At 54.8% G+C, this 20470-nt stretch carries 22 protein-coding genes; 1 reads left to right on the forward strand and 21 read right to left on the reverse strand.

Annotated features, from left to right (window positions below):
- Nucleotides 1-32: 32 nt before the first annotated feature.
- The 4 genes from VSS37_RS12705 to VSS37_RS12720 are packed head-to-tail and all read right to left on the reverse strand — an operon-like array spanning nucleotide 33 to nucleotide 2774.
- On the reverse strand, nucleotides 33-845 hold the full coding sequence (locus tag VSS37_RS12705) for an AAA family ATPase (RefSeq protein WP_324695779.1): 813 nt from the start codon (nucleotides 843-845) through the stop codon (nucleotides 33-35).
- Between the two features lie 12 nt (nucleotides 846-857).
- Nucleotides 858-1376, reverse strand: a complete 519-nt coding sequence (locus VSS37_RS12710; protein ID WP_324695780.1) for a hypothetical protein — start codon at nucleotides 1374-1376, stop codon at nucleotides 858-860.
- Entirely contained in the window at nucleotides 1369-2418 is a 1050-nt protein-coding gene (locus VSS37_RS12715; protein WP_324695781.1) for an AAA family ATPase, read from the reverse strand. The genes VSS37_RS12710 and VSS37_RS12715 overlap by 8 nt, the downstream gene beginning before the upstream one ends.
- Nucleotides 2415-2774: a nucleotide pyrophosphohydrolase gene (locus tag VSS37_RS12720; protein ID WP_324695783.1), complete on the reverse strand. Its 360-nt coding sequence runs from the start codon at nucleotides 2772-2774 to the stop codon at nucleotides 2415-2417. Before VSS37_RS12720 ends, VSS37_RS12715 begins: the two co-directional genes overlap by 4 nt.
- A 74-nt stretch (nucleotides 2775-2848) precedes the next feature.
- Between VSS37_RS12720 and VSS37_RS12725 the strand changes: the two genes are divergently transcribed.
- On the forward strand, nucleotides 2849-3385 hold the full coding sequence (locus tag VSS37_RS12725) for a hypothetical protein (protein WP_324695784.1): 537 nt from the start codon (nucleotides 2849-2851) through the stop codon (nucleotides 3383-3385).
- Here the strand turns inward: VSS37_RS12725 and VSS37_RS12730 are convergent, their stop codons facing one another.
- The 17 genes from VSS37_RS12730 to rpsB all read right to left on the reverse strand — a co-directional run bounded on the left by VSS37_RS12730 (nucleotide 3386) and on the right by rpsB (nucleotide 20455).
- Nucleotides 3386-5740 carry a sugar-binding protein gene (locus VSS37_RS12730; protein WP_324695786.1) on the reverse strand — a complete coding sequence of 785 codons (2355 nt, stop codon included), beginning with the start codon at nucleotides 5738-5740 and terminating at the stop codon, nucleotides 3386-3388.
- Nucleotides 5741-5753: 13 nt separating this feature from the next.
- Nucleotides 5754-6326: a ribonuclease HII gene (rnhB, locus tag VSS37_RS12735; RefSeq protein ID WP_324695788.1), complete on the reverse strand. Its 573-nt coding sequence runs from the start codon at nucleotides 6324-6326 to the stop codon at nucleotides 5754-5756.
- Nucleotides 6326-6865: a hypothetical protein gene (locus VSS37_RS12740; RefSeq protein WP_324695790.1), complete on the reverse strand. Its 540-nt coding sequence runs from the start codon at nucleotides 6863-6865 to the stop codon at nucleotides 6326-6328. The genes rnhB and VSS37_RS12740 overlap by 1 nt, the downstream gene beginning before the upstream one ends.
- Before the next feature lie 6 nt (nucleotides 6866-6871).
- On the reverse strand, nucleotides 6872-8035 hold the full coding sequence (lpxB, locus tag VSS37_RS12745) for a lipid-A-disaccharide synthase (protein WP_324695792.1): 1164 nt from the start codon (nucleotides 8033-8035) through the stop codon (nucleotides 6872-6874).
- 3 nt (nucleotides 8036-8038) lie between these two features.
- On the reverse strand, nucleotides 8039-8818 hold the full coding sequence (gene lpxA / locus VSS37_RS12750) for an acyl-ACP--UDP-N-acetylglucosamine O-acyltransferase (protein ID WP_375339145.1): 780 nt from the start codon (nucleotides 8816-8818) through the stop codon (nucleotides 8039-8041).
- Nucleotides 8815-9267, reverse strand: coding sequence for a 3-hydroxyacyl-ACP dehydratase FabZ (fabZ, locus tag VSS37_RS12755; RefSeq protein ID WP_445971487.1), 453 nt, complete (start codon nucleotides 9265-9267; stop codon nucleotides 8815-8817). Before fabZ ends, lpxA begins: the two co-directional genes overlap by 4 nt.
- Nucleotides 9268-9273: 6 nt before the next feature.
- Nucleotides 9274-10317, reverse strand: coding sequence for a UDP-3-O-(3-hydroxymyristoyl)glucosamine N-acyltransferase (gene lpxD / locus VSS37_RS12760; RefSeq protein WP_324695795.1), 1044 nt, complete (start codon nucleotides 10315-10317; stop codon nucleotides 9274-9276).
- 4 nt (nucleotides 10318-10321) lie between these two features.
- Nucleotides 10322-10915: an OmpH/Skp family outer membrane protein gene (locus VSS37_RS12765; RefSeq protein ID WP_324695797.1), complete on the reverse strand. Its 594-nt coding sequence runs from the start codon at nucleotides 10913-10915 to the stop codon at nucleotides 10322-10324.
- A 4-nt stretch (nucleotides 10916-10919) separates the two neighbouring features.
- Complete coding sequence (bamA, locus tag VSS37_RS12770) at nucleotides 10920-13211, reverse strand: outer membrane protein assembly factor BamA (RefSeq protein WP_324695798.1); 2292 nt, start codon at nucleotides 13209-13211, stop codon at nucleotides 10920-10922.
- Nucleotides 13212-13213: 2 nt separating this feature from the next.
- A complete protein-coding gene (rseP, locus tag VSS37_RS12775) occupies nucleotides 13214-14590 on the reverse strand; it encodes an RIP metalloprotease RseP (protein WP_324695799.1) in 1377 nt (458 codons plus the stop codon).
- A gap of 1 nt (nucleotide 14591) precedes the next feature.
- Complete coding sequence (gene ispC, locus VSS37_RS12780) at nucleotides 14592-15767, reverse strand: 1-deoxy-D-xylulose-5-phosphate reductoisomerase (protein WP_324695801.1); 1176 nt, start codon at nucleotides 15765-15767, stop codon at nucleotides 14592-14594.
- Nucleotides 15764-16573, reverse strand: a complete 810-nt coding sequence (locus VSS37_RS12785; RefSeq protein WP_324695802.1) for a phosphatidate cytidylyltransferase — start codon at nucleotides 16571-16573, stop codon at nucleotides 15764-15766. Before VSS37_RS12785 ends, ispC begins: the two co-directional genes overlap by 4 nt.
- Complete coding sequence (gene uppS / locus VSS37_RS12790) at nucleotides 16566-17315, reverse strand: undecaprenyl pyrophosphate synthase (RefSeq protein WP_324695804.1); 750 nt, start codon at nucleotides 17313-17315, stop codon at nucleotides 16566-16568. Before uppS ends, VSS37_RS12785 begins: the two co-directional genes overlap by 8 nt.
- Before the next feature lie 49 nt (nucleotides 17316-17364).
- Nucleotides 17365-17922, reverse strand: a complete 558-nt coding sequence (frr, locus tag VSS37_RS12795; protein ID WP_324695805.1) for a ribosome recycling factor — start codon at nucleotides 17920-17922, stop codon at nucleotides 17365-17367.
- A 3-nt stretch (nucleotides 17923-17925) separates the two neighbouring features.
- Nucleotides 17926-18657, reverse strand: coding sequence for a UMP kinase (gene pyrH / locus VSS37_RS12800; RefSeq protein WP_324695807.1), 732 nt, complete (start codon nucleotides 18655-18657; stop codon nucleotides 17926-17928).
- A 100-nt stretch (nucleotides 18658-18757) separates the two neighbouring features.
- Nucleotides 18758-19645, reverse strand: coding sequence for a translation elongation factor Ts (gene tsf / locus VSS37_RS12805; RefSeq protein WP_324695809.1), 888 nt, complete (start codon nucleotides 19643-19645; stop codon nucleotides 18758-18760).
- A 39-nt stretch (nucleotides 19646-19684) separates the two neighbouring features.
- Nucleotides 19685-20455, reverse strand: coding sequence for a 30S ribosomal protein S2 (rpsB, locus tag VSS37_RS12810; RefSeq protein WP_324695810.1), 771 nt, complete (start codon nucleotides 20453-20455; stop codon nucleotides 19685-19687).
- Nucleotides 20456-20470 lie beyond the last annotated feature (15 nt).

Genomic DNA, 20470 nt, shown 5'->3' on the forward strand with positions numbered 1-20470 from the left:
AAAACTATTGAATTTATTTGTTAATCAATAAGTTAATATTTTGGAATAATGTCTAGTATAATCGAGTTTTCCAAACGACTGGCTATTAAATTAATTGCAGATATATATAATGACTTTTCACCATCACTTAAATCTCTAAGAGACAATAAATCACTATTTATCCCATAAAATATGGCATTAAAACCATCGCCTTTCACATCTACAGATTTCAACTTTGAATTAATAATAATGCCATCAAAAGAGCTGTTAAATTTATCAATGGCATCCTGCATCCTTTCCTTTGGGGGCTTTTCACTTTCTCTTTCAAATTGCGTTACGATAATATAAATCATTTTTTCAATTCTTGAAAAAATGTCAGTATATTTACCTTCAACAACACCAATAATCCACCCAAACTTAAAATAAACAATTTTCTTTGGTGACTTTATAAATTGTTCTCTCTTTTCTTTATCAGCGAAATTAGACAGTTCTGGCAAACACCAAAACGATGTATAGCAATCTGTTCTCTTTGTTTCATAATGCAAGAGATCACCTGATTCTCTATAAATAGTAGATTTTTCCACTTCTTCATTTAAAGAAATCGAAATTCTATCTCCATCCAGAATCTTTATATCATGCCGATTAACACTAGAATTAACAGGCATAAGTTGGTTGGTCTGCACGCGCTCATCTGTACTGTTTATAAGATTTAAAATTGTGGTTTTACCACCACCATTCACTCCAGCAATGACGTTGATAACATTACCCGTTTCGGGGTCAGCGGTTTCACCGCCCGGTGGCTGAAAATGAATTTCGATGTCTTCCAATACACGGAATTTGTCGATTTTAATCTTTTCAATATACATACAATTCAGCCTTCACAGTTTGGGTTGGCGGCGGCGCGGAATCATCGCAGGTTGGGCAGGCTCATAGGCTTTCAAGCCCTGATCACCCGTCAGGATTTCCACAGCATAGCCCGCCTTATGGTAATACTCGGCAACGTCCTTGATGGTAGCGTCACCTATTGACAATTTTTGGGCTGCTTGCGCAGGCCAACTTTCGGATAAAGCACGTAAGTTGTCAGCCTGCCACAAATCGGCTTGTTCGGTAAATGCCGCCCACGGTGAACAGGCATCCGCAGCTAAACGCAAGCAATCCGCCAGCTTGGTAGCGAGGCTGAAACGATCACCCGCCACTTGTGCGATATGGTTGCCTGTTTCAATCAACGTGGCGACGGGCAACACAAAGGTGCTGTGTTTCGCCTGTTCCGCCAGTAACAATGTATCAATGCGGGCATAAGTCCAGCGGTCTTCCCGTGTCCCCGCTTCTTCTTTGCCCGGTACTTGTAACCAGCAACACAATACCGATGTATCCAGAATCAGTACCTGCCTACCCATGAGCTGACTCCAGCGACTTTTCGATCAAACCTTGCGTGGAGAGTTTGCCGACAGTGCCTTGCGCAAGTAGTTTGGGAAGTTGTTCGATGTCTTCCAGCAGGGTTAATTTGCTTGCGCCTGTTTCCGGGTCACGGTAGGCAACGGTGACGAAAGGCACCATTTCCGTCCCCATGGCATCCAGCAGTGCTGGGTTATGGGTCGTGACCAACACATCAATATTGCGTTGTTTACTAATGGTTTGCAAAGCTTCCAGCAATAGTTTGGCGCGTGAAGGATGCAAACCATTATCCACTTCATCAATCGCTAACAAACTACCTTCGGGCAAGGTCAGTAAAGCCGTCAAGATAGCGAGGAAACGCAGTGTACCATCCGACATCGCCCGTGCATCGACAGTAAATATCTCGCCAGAATCCGCCCAACGTTCATCACAATACAGCATGGCGTCTTTACCAAGTTTTCCCACCTTCTCGGCATAAACGCGGTGAATATCCCGGTCAGGTAAGCGGCTAGCGTATTGGGTCAGTGTATTTTCGATTTCTTTTTGGCGCTTGGCCGGTAATGCCGCCAACACACCTGCAATGTTACCAGCATTGCTATCTAACCTGTCTGACAGTTCAGTGTAATGCATCATTGCATCAGGTACAGGCTGCAAGATAAAAATATTTTGTAGTGATTTATTAATTTGGCTTTCAACAAGCCCAGGATTATCCCCTATGTGTTTCAAAGGAAAAAACTCATGTAACACATAATCCTTTACGGAGTAATGAACATCACATTCGTACCTGACATGATTTTCCACGGTCACGATATGAAAGCCAAAAGAGGCATTAGGCCTTTTAGCTGCCCATTCCAGCCCCCCCCTGATAGAACCGAAGGCATCCTTAGCTTTCACACCTGATGCAATCCGTTGCAGGAACTGAAGCGCATCCAGCACATTCGATTTTCCGCTGGCATTCGTACCGATGAGGATAGTCAACGGGTCGATATACAACGTTGCTTCGCCAAAACTTTTCCAGTTTTCCAGACGCAGTTCGGTAATCATTGCCCACTTCCCTCCGCTTGCAACTCGGTATATTTCTTTGCTGAACCTTTGGACAACGCCACCGGGTATTTCTGGCGGTTCTGCTCCAGCTTGCTGCGCACCGCCTGCTCCAGGTCAATGTCCAAATCCCGGCACAGATAGGTCAGGTAAACCGCCACATCAGCGATTTCATCCCGCAAACGCGGCAACACTTCCTGCGTCGCCTCGCCGCGCGGATCGTGCCACTGGAACAGCTCCAGCACTTCGCTGGCTTCCAGCGACAGGGAAATGGCGAGGTTGCGCGGGGTGTGGAACTGCTCCCAGTCGCGTTCGGCGCGAAAGCGCATCAATTCATCAATCAACTCAGCGGGCAGCATGGCATTATCCAGTTAAAACCAGAAACCATTATAATGCCTGCAACACGCACTGACAGAATAGAAGGAAACGAACCGTGCTGAAGTTTTTACCTGGCATTTTGCTGCTGCAAACCCTCACCGTGGCACTGGTGCTGCTGGCACCCGAAGACATTCAAACCTGGGGCTGGCTGCGGCTGGCAACGCCCATCATCATTATCGGCGTGGTGACAGCCGCTTGGTTTGGCGGCATCGCCGCCAACCACCACAAGGACACCATCAGCCGCCTGCAGGAAAACCACGCACGCGAACGCGAGAACCTGCGCGTCAACGCCGAGCGCGCCAAAACCCGGCTGGTCAAACAGGCGCACAAGGACACCATCCAGGAAGTCCGCCGCACCTCCACCCAGGCCAACATCAAGGTGGGGATGGCGTTTGCAGGCATGGCGGGCTTGGGCGGCATGCTGCTGCTGACACAGTTCCTGACGCTGGGGCTGCTGACGCTGGCGACCGCTGGCGGCGCAGTAGGCGGCTACATCTTGCGCATCCGCCAGGAAAAAGGCAAACCGCTGCTGCCCCGCAACGAAGCCGCCCCACCCCGGATGCTTAATTCAACGGCGGCCAAGGCCAAATAGTCAACGCCCGCTGAACAGGATGACGCCCCACTGGCTGGGGTCGTCAGGCGCACTTTTGTCTTGCGCCATCCAGGCAATCCGGCCATCACGGGTGCCGCCATCATCGTCATCATTAATGACGACATTGGCGCTGACCCGGTCGGCGATTTTCGGCTGCATCCCCAACGCCCGCCACGGAATCCAGGCTTCCAGCCAATAACCGTCGTACACCGCCCGCATGTCGAAGCGGATGCTTTGCAATGCCTCCTGTGAGAGGGGTGCGGAATGTTCCCCCAATGTGACCTGGCCACGGTCGCAGGCAAATATCAGCTGGTAATCATTCTTCCCGTCCAGATGCGGCGAACGGCTATTGTCGGTATCGATCATGAACATGACGGAATCATCATCCTGCGGATTTTCCGAATCCCAGACCCGTTTGCTGTCGTAAACCCGCACCGTCAGGAACAGGGAATCCTTGTCCCATTTGCCCTGCCACTTGCCGAACAGGTTGCGCTTGTCCCAGACCTTGCCCTCCAGCAGCAAATCCAGGGTGCGGGGATTTTCCAGGAAAAACACCCGTTCCGGGTCGGTGGCAGGCCGCCAGACGATCACCGGGTCTTCCGGATTGCGCGGGGCAGCAGCCAGCGGGTTATTGGCGGGTTTGGAGGGCGTCTGCACCACCCGCCATTGCCGTTGCTGGGCGATGTAAGCCATCACGGCGGCGTATTTGGGAGCCTGTCCGCGCGGCTGGCGGATAGACTCCTTCAGCCCCCAACAACCGAACCACTGGCAAGGGCGTGGGGCGGAAAACAGCATCAGCAACTTGCCGCCCGCCTGCCCCCAGCCATCCAGGAATTCGGTATACAGCGCGCCCATGCGCGGGTCGCGGTTGGCGGCGAACAGCAACGGGTTGGGATGCTGGTCTGGTTTGCGGGTCGCCCAATCCACCAGCCCCTGGCCACCTTCGTAACCCAGCAGATCCACGCCGAATTCCCGCGCCAGCGCCGCATGTTTGTGCACGCCCTCCAACACCTCGGGCAAGGAGCGGTAGGAATCCTGTTCCGTGGTCAGGCGAAAAATGTCGTCCACCGTTTCGGCTTCACGAAAACCCTTGATATTGCCGCCGAAATACGGCGCAATCGCCAGCGCGTCCACATCCTTGTAAGTGTCGTCGTAACTGAGCACCTTTTCCGCGAAATCCGGGCGCGTATCCCAGCCGCCCAGCACCCGCACGAAACGCTCCAGGCCGCCGAACGCCTGTTCCCAGATAGCGAAAACCTGCCGGGCGCGGATGGTGTAATACTCATAGCCGACTTCCGCGGCGTTCAACCCCAACCCCAGTTCGATCCCCTTTTTTTGCATGTATTCGCCATGCGTGAACGTGGCGTTCCAGATTTCGTTGGAATATTCCAGGTAAATGCGCAAGTCCGGGTCAAGGTGGTCACGCACGTAAGTGGCGTATTCACGCACATACTCATCATCGGCGGCGTGGGGAATATTGAACCAGACATCCTTATGCAAACGGTTGGCCAGCTCGACCATGATTTCCAGCGGCGCGCCCCGTGAGCCATAAGTCCCACCCCAAGTCGCCTTGTCCAGGTGCTGCCGGTCTGCCCAATGCGCCACCGGATTGCGGGTGATCCCGGACATGGGCATGAAACGGATCGCCCGGAAATCCTTCATGAAATCCAAATAATCGGGGTTGAACAGGATACTGGCATAGTTATCCGTAAACGGCAGGTATGCGCCATCCGCCGCTGCACAGCCGCTGGCGTCATCCACCCGTTTGAACGGATTGTGCTGGCAAACGCCGCCCGGCGGCAGGATGCGGATATTGCGTAGATAATTGTCAGGATTGCTGCGGGTAATGACCAGACTGGCGTCCAACCGGCCATTCGCCCCAGCATCCAGTTTAATCATGTCGCGCCCCGGCGAGCGGCTAACCAGCACGGCATCATTGCCATAGCGCAGTTCGCCATCGCCGTCGTACAGCACGGTATACTCGCCTGCCGGGATGGTGTCGGGCGGAAGTTCACCCAGAAAACGGGTTCCTGCCTCGCCGCCATTGAGGTTGGTTGGCCAGCCGTTGGCGTCATAGGCCACCTTGTCCGCTTTCAAGTGCAGGATATTTTCCTGAAACGGGCTGGCGGCGCGGAACAGGTCAACAAACGGGACGCTGCCGTCGTTGTAACTGATTTCATTGGTGTTGATGCCGAGCAGGGTCTCCTGCCGGGGTGCTGACGATTGTGACTGGCCGGTTGGCGGCGGCTGGAACCGTTGCGGCTTGCGCCATTCGTGGTAGAGATACAGCCCCGCTTGCAGCAGGAACAGCAACAGGGCGAGGATCAACAGAATGTTAAGGATTTTTCGCGGCATCCCTTATTCCAGATCATTTTGCGGGATCGGGCGACACCTGCCTGACTGGTGCAAAACTGCGCCGATGGATCGGCGTCGCCCCATGCTCCCGCAACGCTGCCAAATGTTTGGCGGTGCCATACCCTTTATGGCTGGCAAAACCGTACTGCGGATACAGCGCATCCAGCGCCACCAGCTCCGCATCCCGCGCCACTTTCGCCAGAATGGAGGCCGCGCTGATTTCCGCCACCGTAGCGTCCCCGCCGACAATCGCTTCCATCCGATATGACAATTGCGGGCAACGGTTGCCGTCAATCCTCACCAGGTCGGGCTGGATGCTTAAACCCTCCAGCGCCCGCTGCATGGCGAGAAACGTAGCTTGCAGGATGTTGATCCGGTCGATTTCCTCCACTTCCGCCCGCCCGAGGCTCCAGGCCAACGCTTTGGCGCGGATTTCCACCGCCAGTTGCTCACGGCGTCTGGCGGTCAGCTTTTTGGAATCATCCAGGCTGCGGATAGGTTTCATTGGGTCAAGGATGACGGCGGCCGCCACCACCGCACCCGCCAGCGGACCGCGCCCGACCTCATCCACCCCGGCGACCAGCATCAGGCTTTCCTTAACACGAACACCGATGCAGGCGGAATGTTCATCAGCACAGTCCCTACCCGCTCAATCCGGAAGCCTTCCTTCTGCAACCGTTCAAACAGGCGCACCTGCCGCACAAATGGCGTATAGCTCATCTGCACGATAGTGGAGCCGCTATTGAGCGCGCCGCGAAATTGTTCGACCAGCCGTTCGGAATAAAACGGCCCAGTCACCGGCATGCAGGACACAACTAGGCACTCCGCCAAACCACTGCTGCTGTCGTCCATCGGTAGGGTGAAAAAATCCTTGGGCAGCAGCGGGACATGCGCGCCAAAACGTTCATGGAACTGACGCACAAACGCCGGATGCTTTTCTATAAACACAAACGGGATGCTGGCCTGGATGAAATACTGCGCCACCACGCCACTGCCGGTGCCGACAAAAACACCCCGCCCGTAGTCCTGGAAAAAGCCCGCCGCTACGGTGAACATTTTCGCCCCGAACTGGTTGCTGGAACTGATCACGGAACCCGTGTGTTTAAGCTTGGTAAGATAAGCCATGGCGTTTTAGTCTTGCTCCTGCGTCTGTAACTGAAAATGCCTAAGGATAACACTGGCCGCGCAGTGGCTCGCATCCTTGCGCAGTTCCCCGTGTAATTCACGAAAGCGTTGCAATATGTACGTGCGGCGCTGTTCCGGCAGGGTAAACAATTGTTCCAGCGCCTGAGCCAGATTGTCCGGCGTAATCGCCTCCTGCAGGAATTCGGGCACGAGTGTCTCATTCGCCAGATTGTTCGGCAAGGTGACAAAGCGGACTTTCAGCAACTTAAAGGTGCGGATAATCCAAGCTGTCAACGGTGCGACCCGGTAAGCCGCCACCATCAGCCTTCCCGCCAGCATGCCTTCCAGCACCGCAGTGCCGGATGCCATCAGGATGTAATCCGCCGCTTGCATCAGCAGGCGCGACTGGCCATCCAACACAGTCAAAGGCAAATCCGGTGCCGCCTGCCGCTGGATATTCTCCAGTTCGGCGCGCAACGCCGGATTGATGGCTGGCGTGACGAACAGCAAATCCGCATGCCTCTGCCGCAATTGCCCAGCAGCCTGCAAAAAGTCGGCAGTCAGGCGGCGGATTTCCCCCTGGCGGCTGCCAGGCAAAATGGCGAGAATGCGCTTGTCCTGTGGAAGCCCAAGCTGTTCCCGCGCTGAATTCCGGCTGGCGTCGAATTTCACCTCATCCGCCAACGGATGTCCAACAAATTCGGCAGTAATCCCATGCTGACGGTAGAAAGCGACCTCAAACGGGAACAAGGTCAACATCAGGTCAATATTGCCCTGCATTTTGCGCACGCGCTTCGCCCGCCACGCCCACACGGACGGGCTGACGTAATGTGTGGTTGGAATTCCGGCGGCATGCAGTTTTGCCGCCAGCGGCAGGTTGAAATCAGGCGCATCCACGCCGATAAACAGGTCTGGCGGATCAAGCCGCCAGCGTTCAAACAAGTGTTTGCGGATGGAAAGCAGTTCCGGCAGGTGGGACAGCACCTCCACCAGCCCCATGACAGAAAGCTTGTCCATGGGAAACAGGCTGTGGCAGCCTGCGGCCTGCATCTCAGGGCCTGCGACGCCCTCAAAGCGGAGATTGGGGCATTGCGCACGCAAAGCCAGGATCAGGCGCGCCGCCAGCAAGTCCCCCGATGCTTCCCCGGCAATGATGGCAATCCGTCGCATGTGTTAACGGATTAGCCCCCGTTGGCTGTTCCGGCAAAAATCCAGCAGCAACTGAATGTCGGCATGTCCGCCATAATCGTGCTCAATTTTGGCCAGCGCTTCCTGTGTGGTCAGGTTTTGACGGTAGAGGACGCGATGGGCGTCCTTGATGCGATGGATGGCGTCCGACGCAAAGCCGCGCCTTTTCAAGCCCTCCAGATTGATGCTGTGCGGTTCGGCAGGCGCACCGGAAACCATGGCATACGGGGGCACGTCCTTGCTGATGGCGGAGCCCATGCCGGTAAAGGCGTGTTCACCGACCACGCAGAACTGATGCACCAGGGTGAAGCCCCCCAGAATGACCCAGTCGCGGATTTCCACATGCCCCGCCAGTGTTGCGCTATTGGCGAAAATGGTGTTGTTGCCGATGATGCAGTCATGGGCGATATGCACGTAGGCCATGATCCAGTTGTCATCGCCGATAACGGTTTTGCCCTTGTCCTGCACCGTTCCGCGATTAATGGTGCAGCACTCACGAATGACATTGCGGTCGCCAATGACCAGCTCGGTAGGCTCCCCCTGATATTTCTTGTCCTGCGGCGCAGCGCCAACGGAGGCGAACTGGTAAACCTGGTTGTCTTCCCCTATCCGGGTCGGCCCGTCGATGACCACATGCGGGCCAATCCGTGAGCCTTTGCCGATCGAGACGTCCGCCCCGATAATGCTGAAAGCGCCAACTTCGACCCCTTCGGCCAATTGCGCCGCAGGATGGATGACCGCCGTTGGATGGATCAGGTTATTCAAACAACATCCTCTTTTTTTGCCGCGCACATGAGTTCCGCCGACACTGCCAGCTTGCCGTCCACCCGCGCCTCAGCATTGAACACCCACATGATGCCCTTGCGCTTGATCAGCTCCACGTGCATTTCCAGTTGATCACCGGGCACCACCGCCTGCTTGAAACGGGCCTTGTCCACCGCCACCAGCAAATACAGCGTGTCCCTCTGCGGTTCTTCACCCATGGTGCGGAAACCCAGCAAACCCGTGGCCTGTGCCATTGCCTCGATGATCAGCACACCCGGCATGATCGGCTGGTTGGGAAAATGCCCGTTGAAAAACGGTTCATTGGTCGTAACATTCTTGATCGCCTTCAGATACTTGCCAGCTTCAAACTCCAGTACGCGATCCACCAACAGGAACGGGTAACGGTGTGGAAGATAGTTTTTGATGTCGTTAACGTTCATCATGCCCATAGCGGCTTAATTACTCCCTTTGTCTTGCAAAACCGCCAGTTGCCTTTCCAACTCCTGCAGGCGGCGCGCTAGTTTATCTAACTGGTTAAAACGCACGGCGTTCTTACGCCAGACAGCATTGTCCACCACGGTGGTGCCGGAAGAATATACCCCCGGTTTGGTAAGCGAATGGGAAACCAGGCTGGTGCCCGTCACCACCACATTATCAGTAATGTCCAAATGCCCAGCAATCGCCGACATGCCGCCAATTTGGCAATAACGGCCAATCCGGACGCTGCCTGCCACAGCGGTGCAAGCCGCCATCGCAGTATGTTCGCCAATTTGCACGTTATGGGCGATTTGCAGCAAATTGTCCAGCTTGACGCCATCGCCAATAATGGTTGAGCCCATTGCTGCGCGGTCAATGCAGGTGTTGGCACCAATTTCGACATCGTTGCCGACCACAACATTGCCAACTTGGGGAATCTTGAACCAAGCCTTGCCATCAGGGGCAAAACCGAAACCATCCGCACCCAGCACCGCCCCAGCATGGATAATGCAGCGCTTGCCAATTTCCGTACCAGGGTACAGCGTCACATTGGGATACAAACGGCTGTTTTCACCAATCCGGCAATCCCGGCCAATGACGCAGCCAGCCTCAATGATGACGCCGGAGGCAATCCGCGTTCCCGACTCAATCACGACCTTGGCACCAATGCTGCACAAGCCTGCCAATTCGGCATCTTCAGCAATCACAGCAGAAGGGTGGATCCCGGCATTTGGAGGCGGCGATGAATGCAGCAAGGTGACAGCTTTGGCGTAAGCAAGGTAAGGGTTCTGGTTGACCAGACAATCACCCCGATAGGTTTCCGCCAGATCGGGGGGCAGAATCAGCGCGCTGGCGTGTGAAGTTTCAAGGAAATGGCGGTATTTGGCGCTACGGACGTAACTAAGCTCACCAGCCTGCGCCTTCTCGATCGAAACCACGGCGTGCAGGCGCAATTCCGCATTGCCTTGCAGGCGGGAGCCTGTGTAATCAGCCAACGCCTGTAGGGAATGACCTTCATCCATGTTTTTATTCCTTTTTCTCGGCATCCGCAGGAACAGTGGCCGACTGCTGCTGGAATTTTGCTTCCAGATGCTGCATCACCTTCGCGGTGATGTCGATCCTGATGCTGGCAACAATATAGTTGGTTTCACGCAAGACAATGTCAATCTGCTCACGTTCACGCACTTCGCCTATCGCCTGGACAATTGTGTTTTGCAGGTCATCCAGGGCCTGGTCTCGGGCGGCGCGGACCTCCTCCCGATAATCCTCCATTTCGCGCGAATATTTGCGTTGGCGATCGCGCAATTCGCGTTCACGCTTTACCCGCTCCTCTTCCGAAACCGCATCGGACAGCGATTTCAATTCTTCTTCCAACTGCACAATGGTTTTTTCTTCGGTCTTGAGCTTTTCATCGCGTGGCACAAAATCCGCTTTCAGCTTGGCGGTGGCGGCTTTCGATTGGGGTGACTCACTCATTAAGGTAGAAAAATTAACCACCGCAATCCGCACTGGAGCCGTTGCATCATCCGCAACCGCAGGCCCCAACATGACCAGCAGCAACATGCCCATTGCAGGCCATTGGCCGTAACATCTGATCAAGCTGAAAATTCGTTTCATCATGAAGTTAGAAAGATGCCCCGATACTGAATTGCACCTTTTGCTCCTTGTCGCCGTCTTTGGAATTCAGGGGTTTGGCGTAACTGATTTCAAACGGGCCGATCGGCGATAACCAAGTGGCCCCGACGCCCGCTGAATAACGTATCTCATCCGCCTTGAAATCCCCGCTGTTCTTGAAGACGTTGCCGCCATCCACAAATGTGCTCATCTTCAGATTCTTGGCGTCGTCCATAAATGGTGCCGGGAACTGGAGTTCAGCCGTGCCGGTGACGGTGAAATCCCCTCCGATTGGGTCGTCCTTTTCATCGCGCGCGCCCAAACTGTTCTGCTCGAAACCACGCACGCTATTGATGCCGCCTGCATAGTATTTGTCAAAGAATGGCACTTCATCCAACTTGCCGGAAGCATTGCCGCCGCCTACCCTGCCCTTGACCGCAAACGTAATGTCATCGTTCACCGGCGTGTAAATGGCACCGTCATAGCTCAGTTTCTGGTATTGCAGATCGCTGCCGGGGGCGTTGGCTTGCAAAGAAACACGATGGCGCTGGCCTTCGGTTGGGAAAATGGTGCGGTTCCGGGTGTCATGCACATAACTGACGGTGACGGGAACCTGTGTGTACTGGTCGCCATTGGTGGCGACAAAATCCTTGATGCGTTGCGCCGGGTCAGAACCCATCACCACCTCACGTTTTTCCGCCCCCACACTGGCGTAAATGGAGTCGTGCTCACTGATCGGCACCGTATAGTTGACGTTGCCGCCATAACGGTTGGTGGCATAGTTGGCAATGTCTTCCTGGCTGGCATCATATTTCTTGTAATAGGTGCTGAAGCCACGGCTGACGCCATCCGGGGTGTAATAAGGGTTGGTGTAACTGATGCTGTAGTCCTTGTTCACCTTGCTGTTGTCAACATTGACATCCAGTTGCTTGCCCGTCCCCATGAAATTGTCTTGGTTCAGGTTGATGTTGAACAACACGCCCTGAGACTGGGAATAACCTGCACCAACCCGGAACTGGTTGGAGGAACGCTCCTTGACCGTCACAATCAGGTCAATTTGGTCATCGGTGCCCGCGACAGGTTCGGCTTCAATGCTGGCGTCCTCAACATAGGGCAAGCGCTCAAGCCGGGTCTTGGAACGCTCCACCTGTTCCTTGGAAAACCAGGAACTTTCCATCTGGCGCAGTTCGCGACGGTACACTTCGTCCCGGGTGCGGTTGTTGCCGCGGATATCGATCCGGCGCACGTAGGTGCGTTTGCCCTGATCCACGCCCAAGGTGATGCCAACCTGTTTGTTGGCTTCATCGAATTCCGGGGTCGCCGTGATCTTGGTAAAGGCATAACCTTGTGCCCCCAGTTTGCTGGCCAGATTTTTACGGGTTTCCTCCAGCGCCTTCTGCGAGAAGACATCGCCCTTGTGAATCTTGACCGCCTCGGCCAACTGCGGCTGCGACAAGCCAGGGTTGCCCGCCACGCTGACATTGCCGATCCGGTACTGCTCGCCCTCATGCACGCCGACCGTCAGGTAGATGTCCTTTTTATCCGGCGTCATCGAGACATCGGCAGAAGTGATTTCAAAGTTGATGTAGCCACGGTCACGGTAGAAGGAGGTCAGCGAATCCAAATCCCCAATCAGCTTTTCGCGTGAATACTTGTCGCTACTGCTGAAAAACGGGATTGAAAACCCGCCACTCGGGCCGGATTCCAGCTGTTTCAGCAAAACCGCCTCAGGGAAGGCTTGGTTGCCGACAATCCTGACTTTTTGGATCCGCGCAACATTGCCTTCGTTGATGGTGATATTGACGGCAACCCGGCTGCGCGGAAGGGTGTCAACGGTGGTTTTTATGTCAACCGCGTAATACCCCATGCCCTGATATTGTTCCTGCAACTCCTTTTGGATGGTGACCAACGCCGCCTTGTCCAGCGTATCACCCTTGCTGATATTGCTCAGCTTCAGGACTTCCAGCAATTTATCGGTCGGAATTTTATGGTTGCCCTTGATATTGATTTCACCAATGGCAGGGCGCTCAACCACCGTCACCACCAGCACATCACCACGGCGGCCAAGTTGCACATCATCAAACAATCCGGTCTGGAACAAAGCGCGGATGGCCTCAGCCGATTGCCGGTCATCAAACGGTTCGCCGACACGGGCAGGCAGGTAATTCAGCACCGTACCCGCAGCGACCCGTTCCAAGCCATTCACCTCAATATCGCGCACCACAAACGCAGCCGCCAACACAGTATGGGAAACAGCCAGCAAGCAGCCCAGAGCAGAAAGTCCAAGTATGTGTTTTTTCATAATTAATTTAATAACCGTGTGAAATCGTTATACAAGGCAAGCATCATCAATCCGGCAATGATCGCCATCCCTACGCGGAAGCCGACAGCTTCCGTTTCTGCTGAAACAGGGCTGCCTTTTATTAGTTCAATCAAGTAATACAGCAAATGCCCCCCATCCAGCATAGGGATGGGCAAAAGGTTCAACACACCGAGGCTGACGCTGACAATCGCCAGAAACCCCAGGTAATAGGTCAGGCCGATGGAGGCTGACAGACCGGCAAATTGGGCAATCGTCACCGGCCCACTGATATTTTTCAAATTAACTTCGCCGGTGAGCATACGCCCCATCAGTTTTAAAGTCACCACCGACATCTGCCAGGTTTTGGCCGCGCCACGCCAGATGGATTCCACCGGGCCAAACGACTCGATAAAATAGACTTTGTCCAGCAAGGCTTTTGGTGGGCTTTCCAACTGTGCGCCAATGGTGGCGGTTTTGGCACCTGTTTGCGGATTGATGCTTGGCGTCACGGTTGTCGCCAACTGCTGGCCAGCCCGCTCAATTTGCAGGGTGACAGGTTCTTTGGCATGGGACTGGATGTACATAATAAAATCACGGCCGCCAGCCGGTTTGACATCATTCATGCGCAGAATTTTGTCTTTCGCCTGTAACCCTGCCTGCGCCGCCGGAGTGTCCGGCAAAACCCCATGCACCACCACATCATAAGGCGGCAACCAAGGATTAATGCCGACTTTGTCCAACGTGCCGGATTCCTCCTTGAACAGGAGCACATTTTGCAAATCCAAATGACGCTGAACTTGTGCGCCATCCGGCGTGTTGACATTGAACAGCAATTGCGGGGATTTCAGGTATTCCTCCACCAGCAACATGCGCATGTCTTCCCAAGAGGGGGTTTCAACGCCATTGATGGCGGTCACCAGATCGCCAGGCTGGAAACCGGCCTGGGCAGCAGGCGAACCTTTGCTGACATCAACATAGGGGCGCATGGCGTCTTGGCCAACCATAAACACCAGCGCATAAACCACCACCGCCAGCAGAAAATTGGCGACAGGCCCAGCCACCACGATCGCCGCCCGCTTCCACAACGGTTGCCGGTTGAATGCACGCGGCAGTTCCTCAGCGGGAATGACATAGCCCTCTTCGCATTCGCGCTCGTCCAGCATCTTGACGTAACCGCCGAAAGGCAAAGCCGACAATACATATTCCACCTTGTCGGCGTCACGGGAAATGCGCCGCAACAAGGGCCTACCGAAACCGATGGAAAAACGCAGCACCTTGACGCCAAGCCTGCGGGCGACCCAGAAATGGCCGAATTCATGCACTGTCACCAGCACACCTATCGCCACCAAAAATGCAGGAATAATAATCAGCAAGTTCATGTCAGTGTATTTTCTTGTTTTTTATCCAGAATAGTGAACGCGCGCGGCTTTCCTCATCCTGAACAAGTATGTCATCAAGCGTCATTGGCGTGCCTGCCGAAGCCTGCCGCATGACCTCACGTACCAGCAAGGGAATGTCAGTAAAACCGATCTCCCTTCCCAAGAATGCTTTTACCGCCTCTTCATTGGCGGCGTTCAATGCAATCGTGGCGTAACCGCCGCGCCCATGTGCCTCGTAGGCCAATGGCAAGCATGGAAAACGCCCCACATCCGGGCGCTCGAAATCCAGGCGCGCGGTAGCGAACAAATCCAGAGGAGCCACCCCGGAAACCAACCGTTCCGGCCAGCCAAGCGCATAAGCAATCGGGGTGCGCATGTCCGGATTGCCCAATTGGGCCAATACCGAACCATCATTATAGGACACCATGGAATGGATAGTGCTTTGCGGATGCACCACCACTTCCACCCGCTCCGCTGGCAACCCAAACAACCAACAAGCTTCGATCACCTCCAACCCTTTGTTCATCAAGGTGGCGGAATCAACAGAAATTTTTTGCCCCATTGACCAATTCGGATGCGCCACCGCCTGTTCCGGGGTCACGCCCACCAGATCGCTGGCCGCCCAGCTGCGGAAAGGCCCGCCAGAAGCTGTCAGTAAAATTTTTTCCACGCCATTCTTGCCGTCTGCGGGCAGGCATTGGAAAACGGCGTTGTGTTCACTGTCAATTGGCAGCAGCTCCGCGCCATGTTCATGCACGGCATCAATGAACAATTGCCCGGACATGACCAGCGCTTCCTTGTTCGCCAGCATGACCCGCTTGCCCGCCCGCGCCGCCGCCAATGTCGGCACCAAACCAGCCGCACCGACAATCGCCGCCATGACGTAATCGGCTTCCGGACAACTGGCAACCGTTTCCAGCGCTGCCGTCCCCGCCAGCACCACAACCTCACTTCCTGCCGCCCGTAAGCGCTTCGCCAGCGTTTCTGCCGCCGCTGCGTCAACCATGACCGCATAACGTGGCTGGAACTTCAGGCACTGCGCATACAAGCGTTCGACATTATGATTGGCGGTTAGTGCGACAACATGAAAACGTTCCGGATGACGCGCCAGCACATCCAGCGTGCTGACGCCGATGCTGCCGGTCGCGCCCAAAATGGCGATGCCCTTGGAAGTCATAGATGCCCCAACCCCAGCAATCCCAGCGCAAACAGGGGCGCTGCGGCCAACAGCCCATCAACACGGTCAAGGATGCCACCATGCCCTGGCAGGATCTGGCCGCTGTCCTTGACCCCCGCCTCACGCTTCAGCAAACTTTCAAACAGGTCGCCCGCCACGGACATCAACACCACAAACATGGACAGCACGACAAACCACACCTCTTTACCTGCGGGAAGATTTAGCCAGAACAACCCCAGCACGGCCCATACCGCCGTCGCTAGCACCGCACCTGATACGCCCTCTTTGGTTTTCCCCGGACTTAAATCCGGCGCCAGCTTGTGCCTGCCGAACCTGCGCCCGGCAAAGAACGCCGCCGTGTCGGCAATGGCGACCAACATGATCAAATAAATGACGTAGGAATAGTGCATGATGTGCAATTGCATCAGGGCATACCAAGCAGGCAGCAGCACGAAAATGCCGGAAAGACGCATGGCGAGGGCGTGCTTCTTGTAAAACCCGGCATTATGCGGATAAATTTTCAGCGCAACCAACACCGCCAGCCATACGGGGACACTGACAGCCAGCACCAATACAGGCACCGGCTTAATGAACACCAATGGAATGGAAGCCAGCAAGATCATCATGGCTCCCGCCATGCGCTTTTCCGGCAGATAACAACCTGTCAGCCCGGCCCACTCCCAAGCACCCAGCCCCACGATAAAAACCAGGGAAAACAGCCCAAACAAATCGGTGGGCAGGAAGCAGATGCCAGCAAACACCAACAAGATCAGCACCAGCCCTGTAATAATCCGCTGTTTAAGCATGTTGCCCTCCCGCTATCTGTTCACCTGTCATGCCGAAACGCCGTTGCCGTTGGGCAAAATCCCTAAAGGCTTCATGCAGGCATTTTTCATCGAATTCCGGCCATAATACATCCGTGAAATACAATTCCGCATACGCCAGTTGCCACATCAGGAAATTACTGATGCGTTTTTCCCCGCCCGTGCGGATAAACAGATCTGGATCAGGCAATCCCCCCGTGACCAGCAAGCGGCCAAACGCATCCTCATCCAGCATATCCGCCGCCATGCCATCCGCCGTAACGTCCCTAATGGCTTTGCGCACTGCCTGAAGGACATCCCAGCGTCCGCCATAATTGGCGGCGATCAGCAAGGTCATGCCATTGCACGTAGCTGTCATGGCCTCAACCTGCTGGATTTTTTCCTGTAAACTGGTAGGGAACCCACTAGTGTCGCCAATAAAACGCATCCTGACATTGTGCCGAAATAAAGCGACAGATTCGCGCTCTAGCGCAGACATGAACAGCGACATCAGGCCGCTGACTTCATCCTCAGGGCGCTTCCAGTTTTCGCTGCTGAAAGCAAATAAGGTCAGGCATTCCACGCCAGCGTTACTGCACGCGCGAATCACCTTGCGGGCAGACTCCACGCCCCGGTGATGCCCCATCAGACGGGGCAGGAAACGGGCTTTCGCCCAACGTCCATTCCCGTCCATTACAATGGCGACATGCCGGGGCACAGCGTCATCTTGTGTTGTCGTTGTCATTCGAGCCCCATCCATTGCCACGGCTGCCCCCGATGGGACGCCGCAGCCATCATACTTCCATCAGTTCCTTTTCTTTCTTTTCCAGCACCCCTTCAACTTCCTTGATATAGCGGTCAGTCAGTTTCTGAATATCTTCCTCCGCACGACGCGCTTCGTCCTCGGAGATTTCCTTATCTTTCAACAAAGACTTGAAGTCGGAGTTGGCGTCACGGCGGATATTGCGGATGGCGACACGCGCGCTTTCCGCCTCACCCTTGACCACCTTGACAAAATCGCGGCGCCGCTCCTCCGTCAATGCAGGCAACGGCACCCGGAGAATGTTGCCGTCATTGGTTGGGTTCAAGCCAAGATTGGAGGTAAGAATAGCCTTTTCGATCTTGTTGAGCATTGGCTTCTCCCACGGCGTCACCTTCAAGGTGCGGGCATCTTCCACACCGACATTGGCGACCTGGCCGATAGGCGTTTCCGTACCGTAATAATCAACCGTCACTTGATCCAACAGGCTGGGATGCGCCCGTCCCGTGCGGACTTTCGCCAAATCGTGTTTCAGGGCTTCGATGCTCTTCTGCATCCGTTGATCCGCATCTTGTTTGATTTCTTCAATCATCGACTAAACCTCAACCAAAGTTCCAACAGGCTCGCCGCAGACAACCGCAGCAAGCGCCCCCGGCGCGAACATGTCAAATACACCGAGAGGAAGTTTGTTATCGCGGCACATGACCATGGCCGTCAGATCCATCACACCCAGCTGACGCTGGATCGCGTCATCGAAGGATAACCGATCGAAGCGTTTCGCCGCAGGATTTTTTTTCGGATCAGCATCATAAATGCCATCCACCTTGGTTGCCTTCAGCAACAAATCGCATTGCAATTCCACTGCGCGCAAACTCGCGGCGGTGTCAGTGGTGAAAAACGGGTTGCCTGTGCCTGCCGCACAAATAACCACATTGCCGGACTCCAGATAACGGCGGGCCTGATGGGCGGAATAACGTTCGCCGACTTGGTCAATGCCCAATGCCGTCAGCACCCGGCAGGAGCCCCCCAGTTTTTCAAGCGCGTCCTGCATTGCAAGGGAGTTCATCACGGTGGCCAGCATACCCATCTGGTCGCCGCGCACCCGATCCATGCCCTTTTCCGCCAACCCCGCGCCACGGAACAGGTTGCCGCCGCCAATGACAATGGCGACCTCCACCCCGGAACGTTGCACCTCCAGCGCCTCGCCCGCCACACGGTAAAGAATCTCAGGATCAATGCCGGAATCCTGGCTGCCCAACAAAGCTTCGCCACTCAGCTTGAGAAGGATGCGGCGGAAACGGGTTGCAGAAGGGATATTGGTTGTCATACATGCGCCTGCCAGTCAATAAAATCGATGCATTTATACAGGGGACAGAAAAAAGGGGCAACCTGTGCCCCTCTTTTTGCAAAAGACCCTAAAGCCTTATTCAATTGCCTGCCGCAGCCGCCTGTGCAGCCACTTCGTCGGCAAAGTTTTCCTGTTTCTTTTCGATGCCTTCGCCCACTTCCAGACGCACAAACTGGCTGACGGTAGCGCTTTTGGACGCCAGCAGGTCGCCAACAGTCTGATCCGGGTTCATGATAAACGGCTGGCCAACCAAGGTGATCTCACCCAGGAATTTTTTCATGCGCCCTGCCACCATCTTTTCTGCAATCTCACGCGGCTTGCCGCTTTGCATGGCGATGTCGATCTGGATCTCGCGCTCACGCTCAACCACTTCAGCCGGTACGCCGGACTCATCCACGCACACCGGACGGCTGGCGGCAATATGCATGGCCACATGCTTGCCAGTTTCACCCTCACCGCCGTTCATGCAGACGACAACGCCAATCTTGGCACCGTGCTGGTAAACAGAAATCTGCCCATCGCCCGCATCCACCAATTCAAAACGGCGCACCTGGATGTTTTCACCAATTTTTGCGATCAGAGCCGTGCGGCTTTCTTCCACTGTCTGGCCGTTCGGCAGCTTCAGCGCGGACAGGGCGGCAACGTCCGCTGGCTGATTGGCCAGGGTGGCTTCACCAACCGCATTGGCGAATTCGACAAAATTGCTGTCGTTGGCCACGAAGTCGGTTTCACTGTTGATTTCAACAATCGCAGCTTTTTGCGCATTAGCGGAAACGGCGACGACCACACGGCCTTCCGCCGCAATACGGCCAGCTTTTTTATCGGCTTTGGCGGCACCGGATTTGCGCATCAGGTCGATGGCGGCTTCCATGTCACCATTGGTTTCAGTCAGGGCTTTTTTGCATTCCATCATGCCTGCGCCTGTGCGTTCGCGCAGTTCCTTAACCATTGCAGCACTAATTGCCATTAGAATAACTCCTTGGAATCTTTACTCAGGGGCCTTGGCTTATTCGCCAGCCTCGTCAGTGGTTGACTCTTCTACAGCAGCAGCATCTTCAGCTGCTACGGCAATTTCAGCTTCTGGTGAAATCGCCGCCGCCACATGGCCTTCATTGACAGCGTCAGATGCGGCTGAAACGTACAGTTGGATGGCGCGGATGGCGTCATCGTTGCCTGGAATCACGTAATCAATGCCTTCCAGGGAGTTGTTGGTGTCAACGACGCCAATGACCGGAATGCCCAGTTTGTTTGCTTCCTGTACGGCGATTTTTTCATAGCCGACATCAATCACGAAAACCGCGTCAGGCAGGCCGCGCATATCCTTGATGCCGCCCAAGCTGCGCTCCAGCTTTTCGGTTTCGCGGGTCAGCATCAGGACTTCTTTCTTGTTGAGTTTCTGGAAAGTGCCGTCTTCAGCCATTTTTTCCAGATCCTTCAAACGGCGGATGGATTGCTTGACCGTCTTGAAGTTGGTCAGCATCCCACCCAACCAGCGATGGTTGACATAAGGCATTTTGCAGCCAGCCGCCGCATCCTGCACCGCTTCACGCGCAGAACGCTTGGTGCCGACGAACAAGATTTTGCCGCCTTTCGCCGCCAGCTTGCCAATGAAATTGGTTGCGTCATTAAACATCGGCAACGTCTGCTCGAGGTTAATGATGTGAATTTTGTTGCGCTCACCAAAAATGAACTGGCCCATTTTAGGGTTCCAGTAACGGGTTTGGTGGCCGAAATGGACGCCTGCTTCCAGCATCTGGCGCATGGTGACTTTAGGCATGGTATGCTCCTGTAT

It is taken from the genome of Candidatus Thiothrix phosphatis (assembly GCF_035668035.1).
Classification (GTDB): domain Bacteria; phylum Pseudomonadota; class Gammaproteobacteria; order Thiotrichales; family Thiotrichaceae; genus Thiothrix; species Thiothrix phosphatis.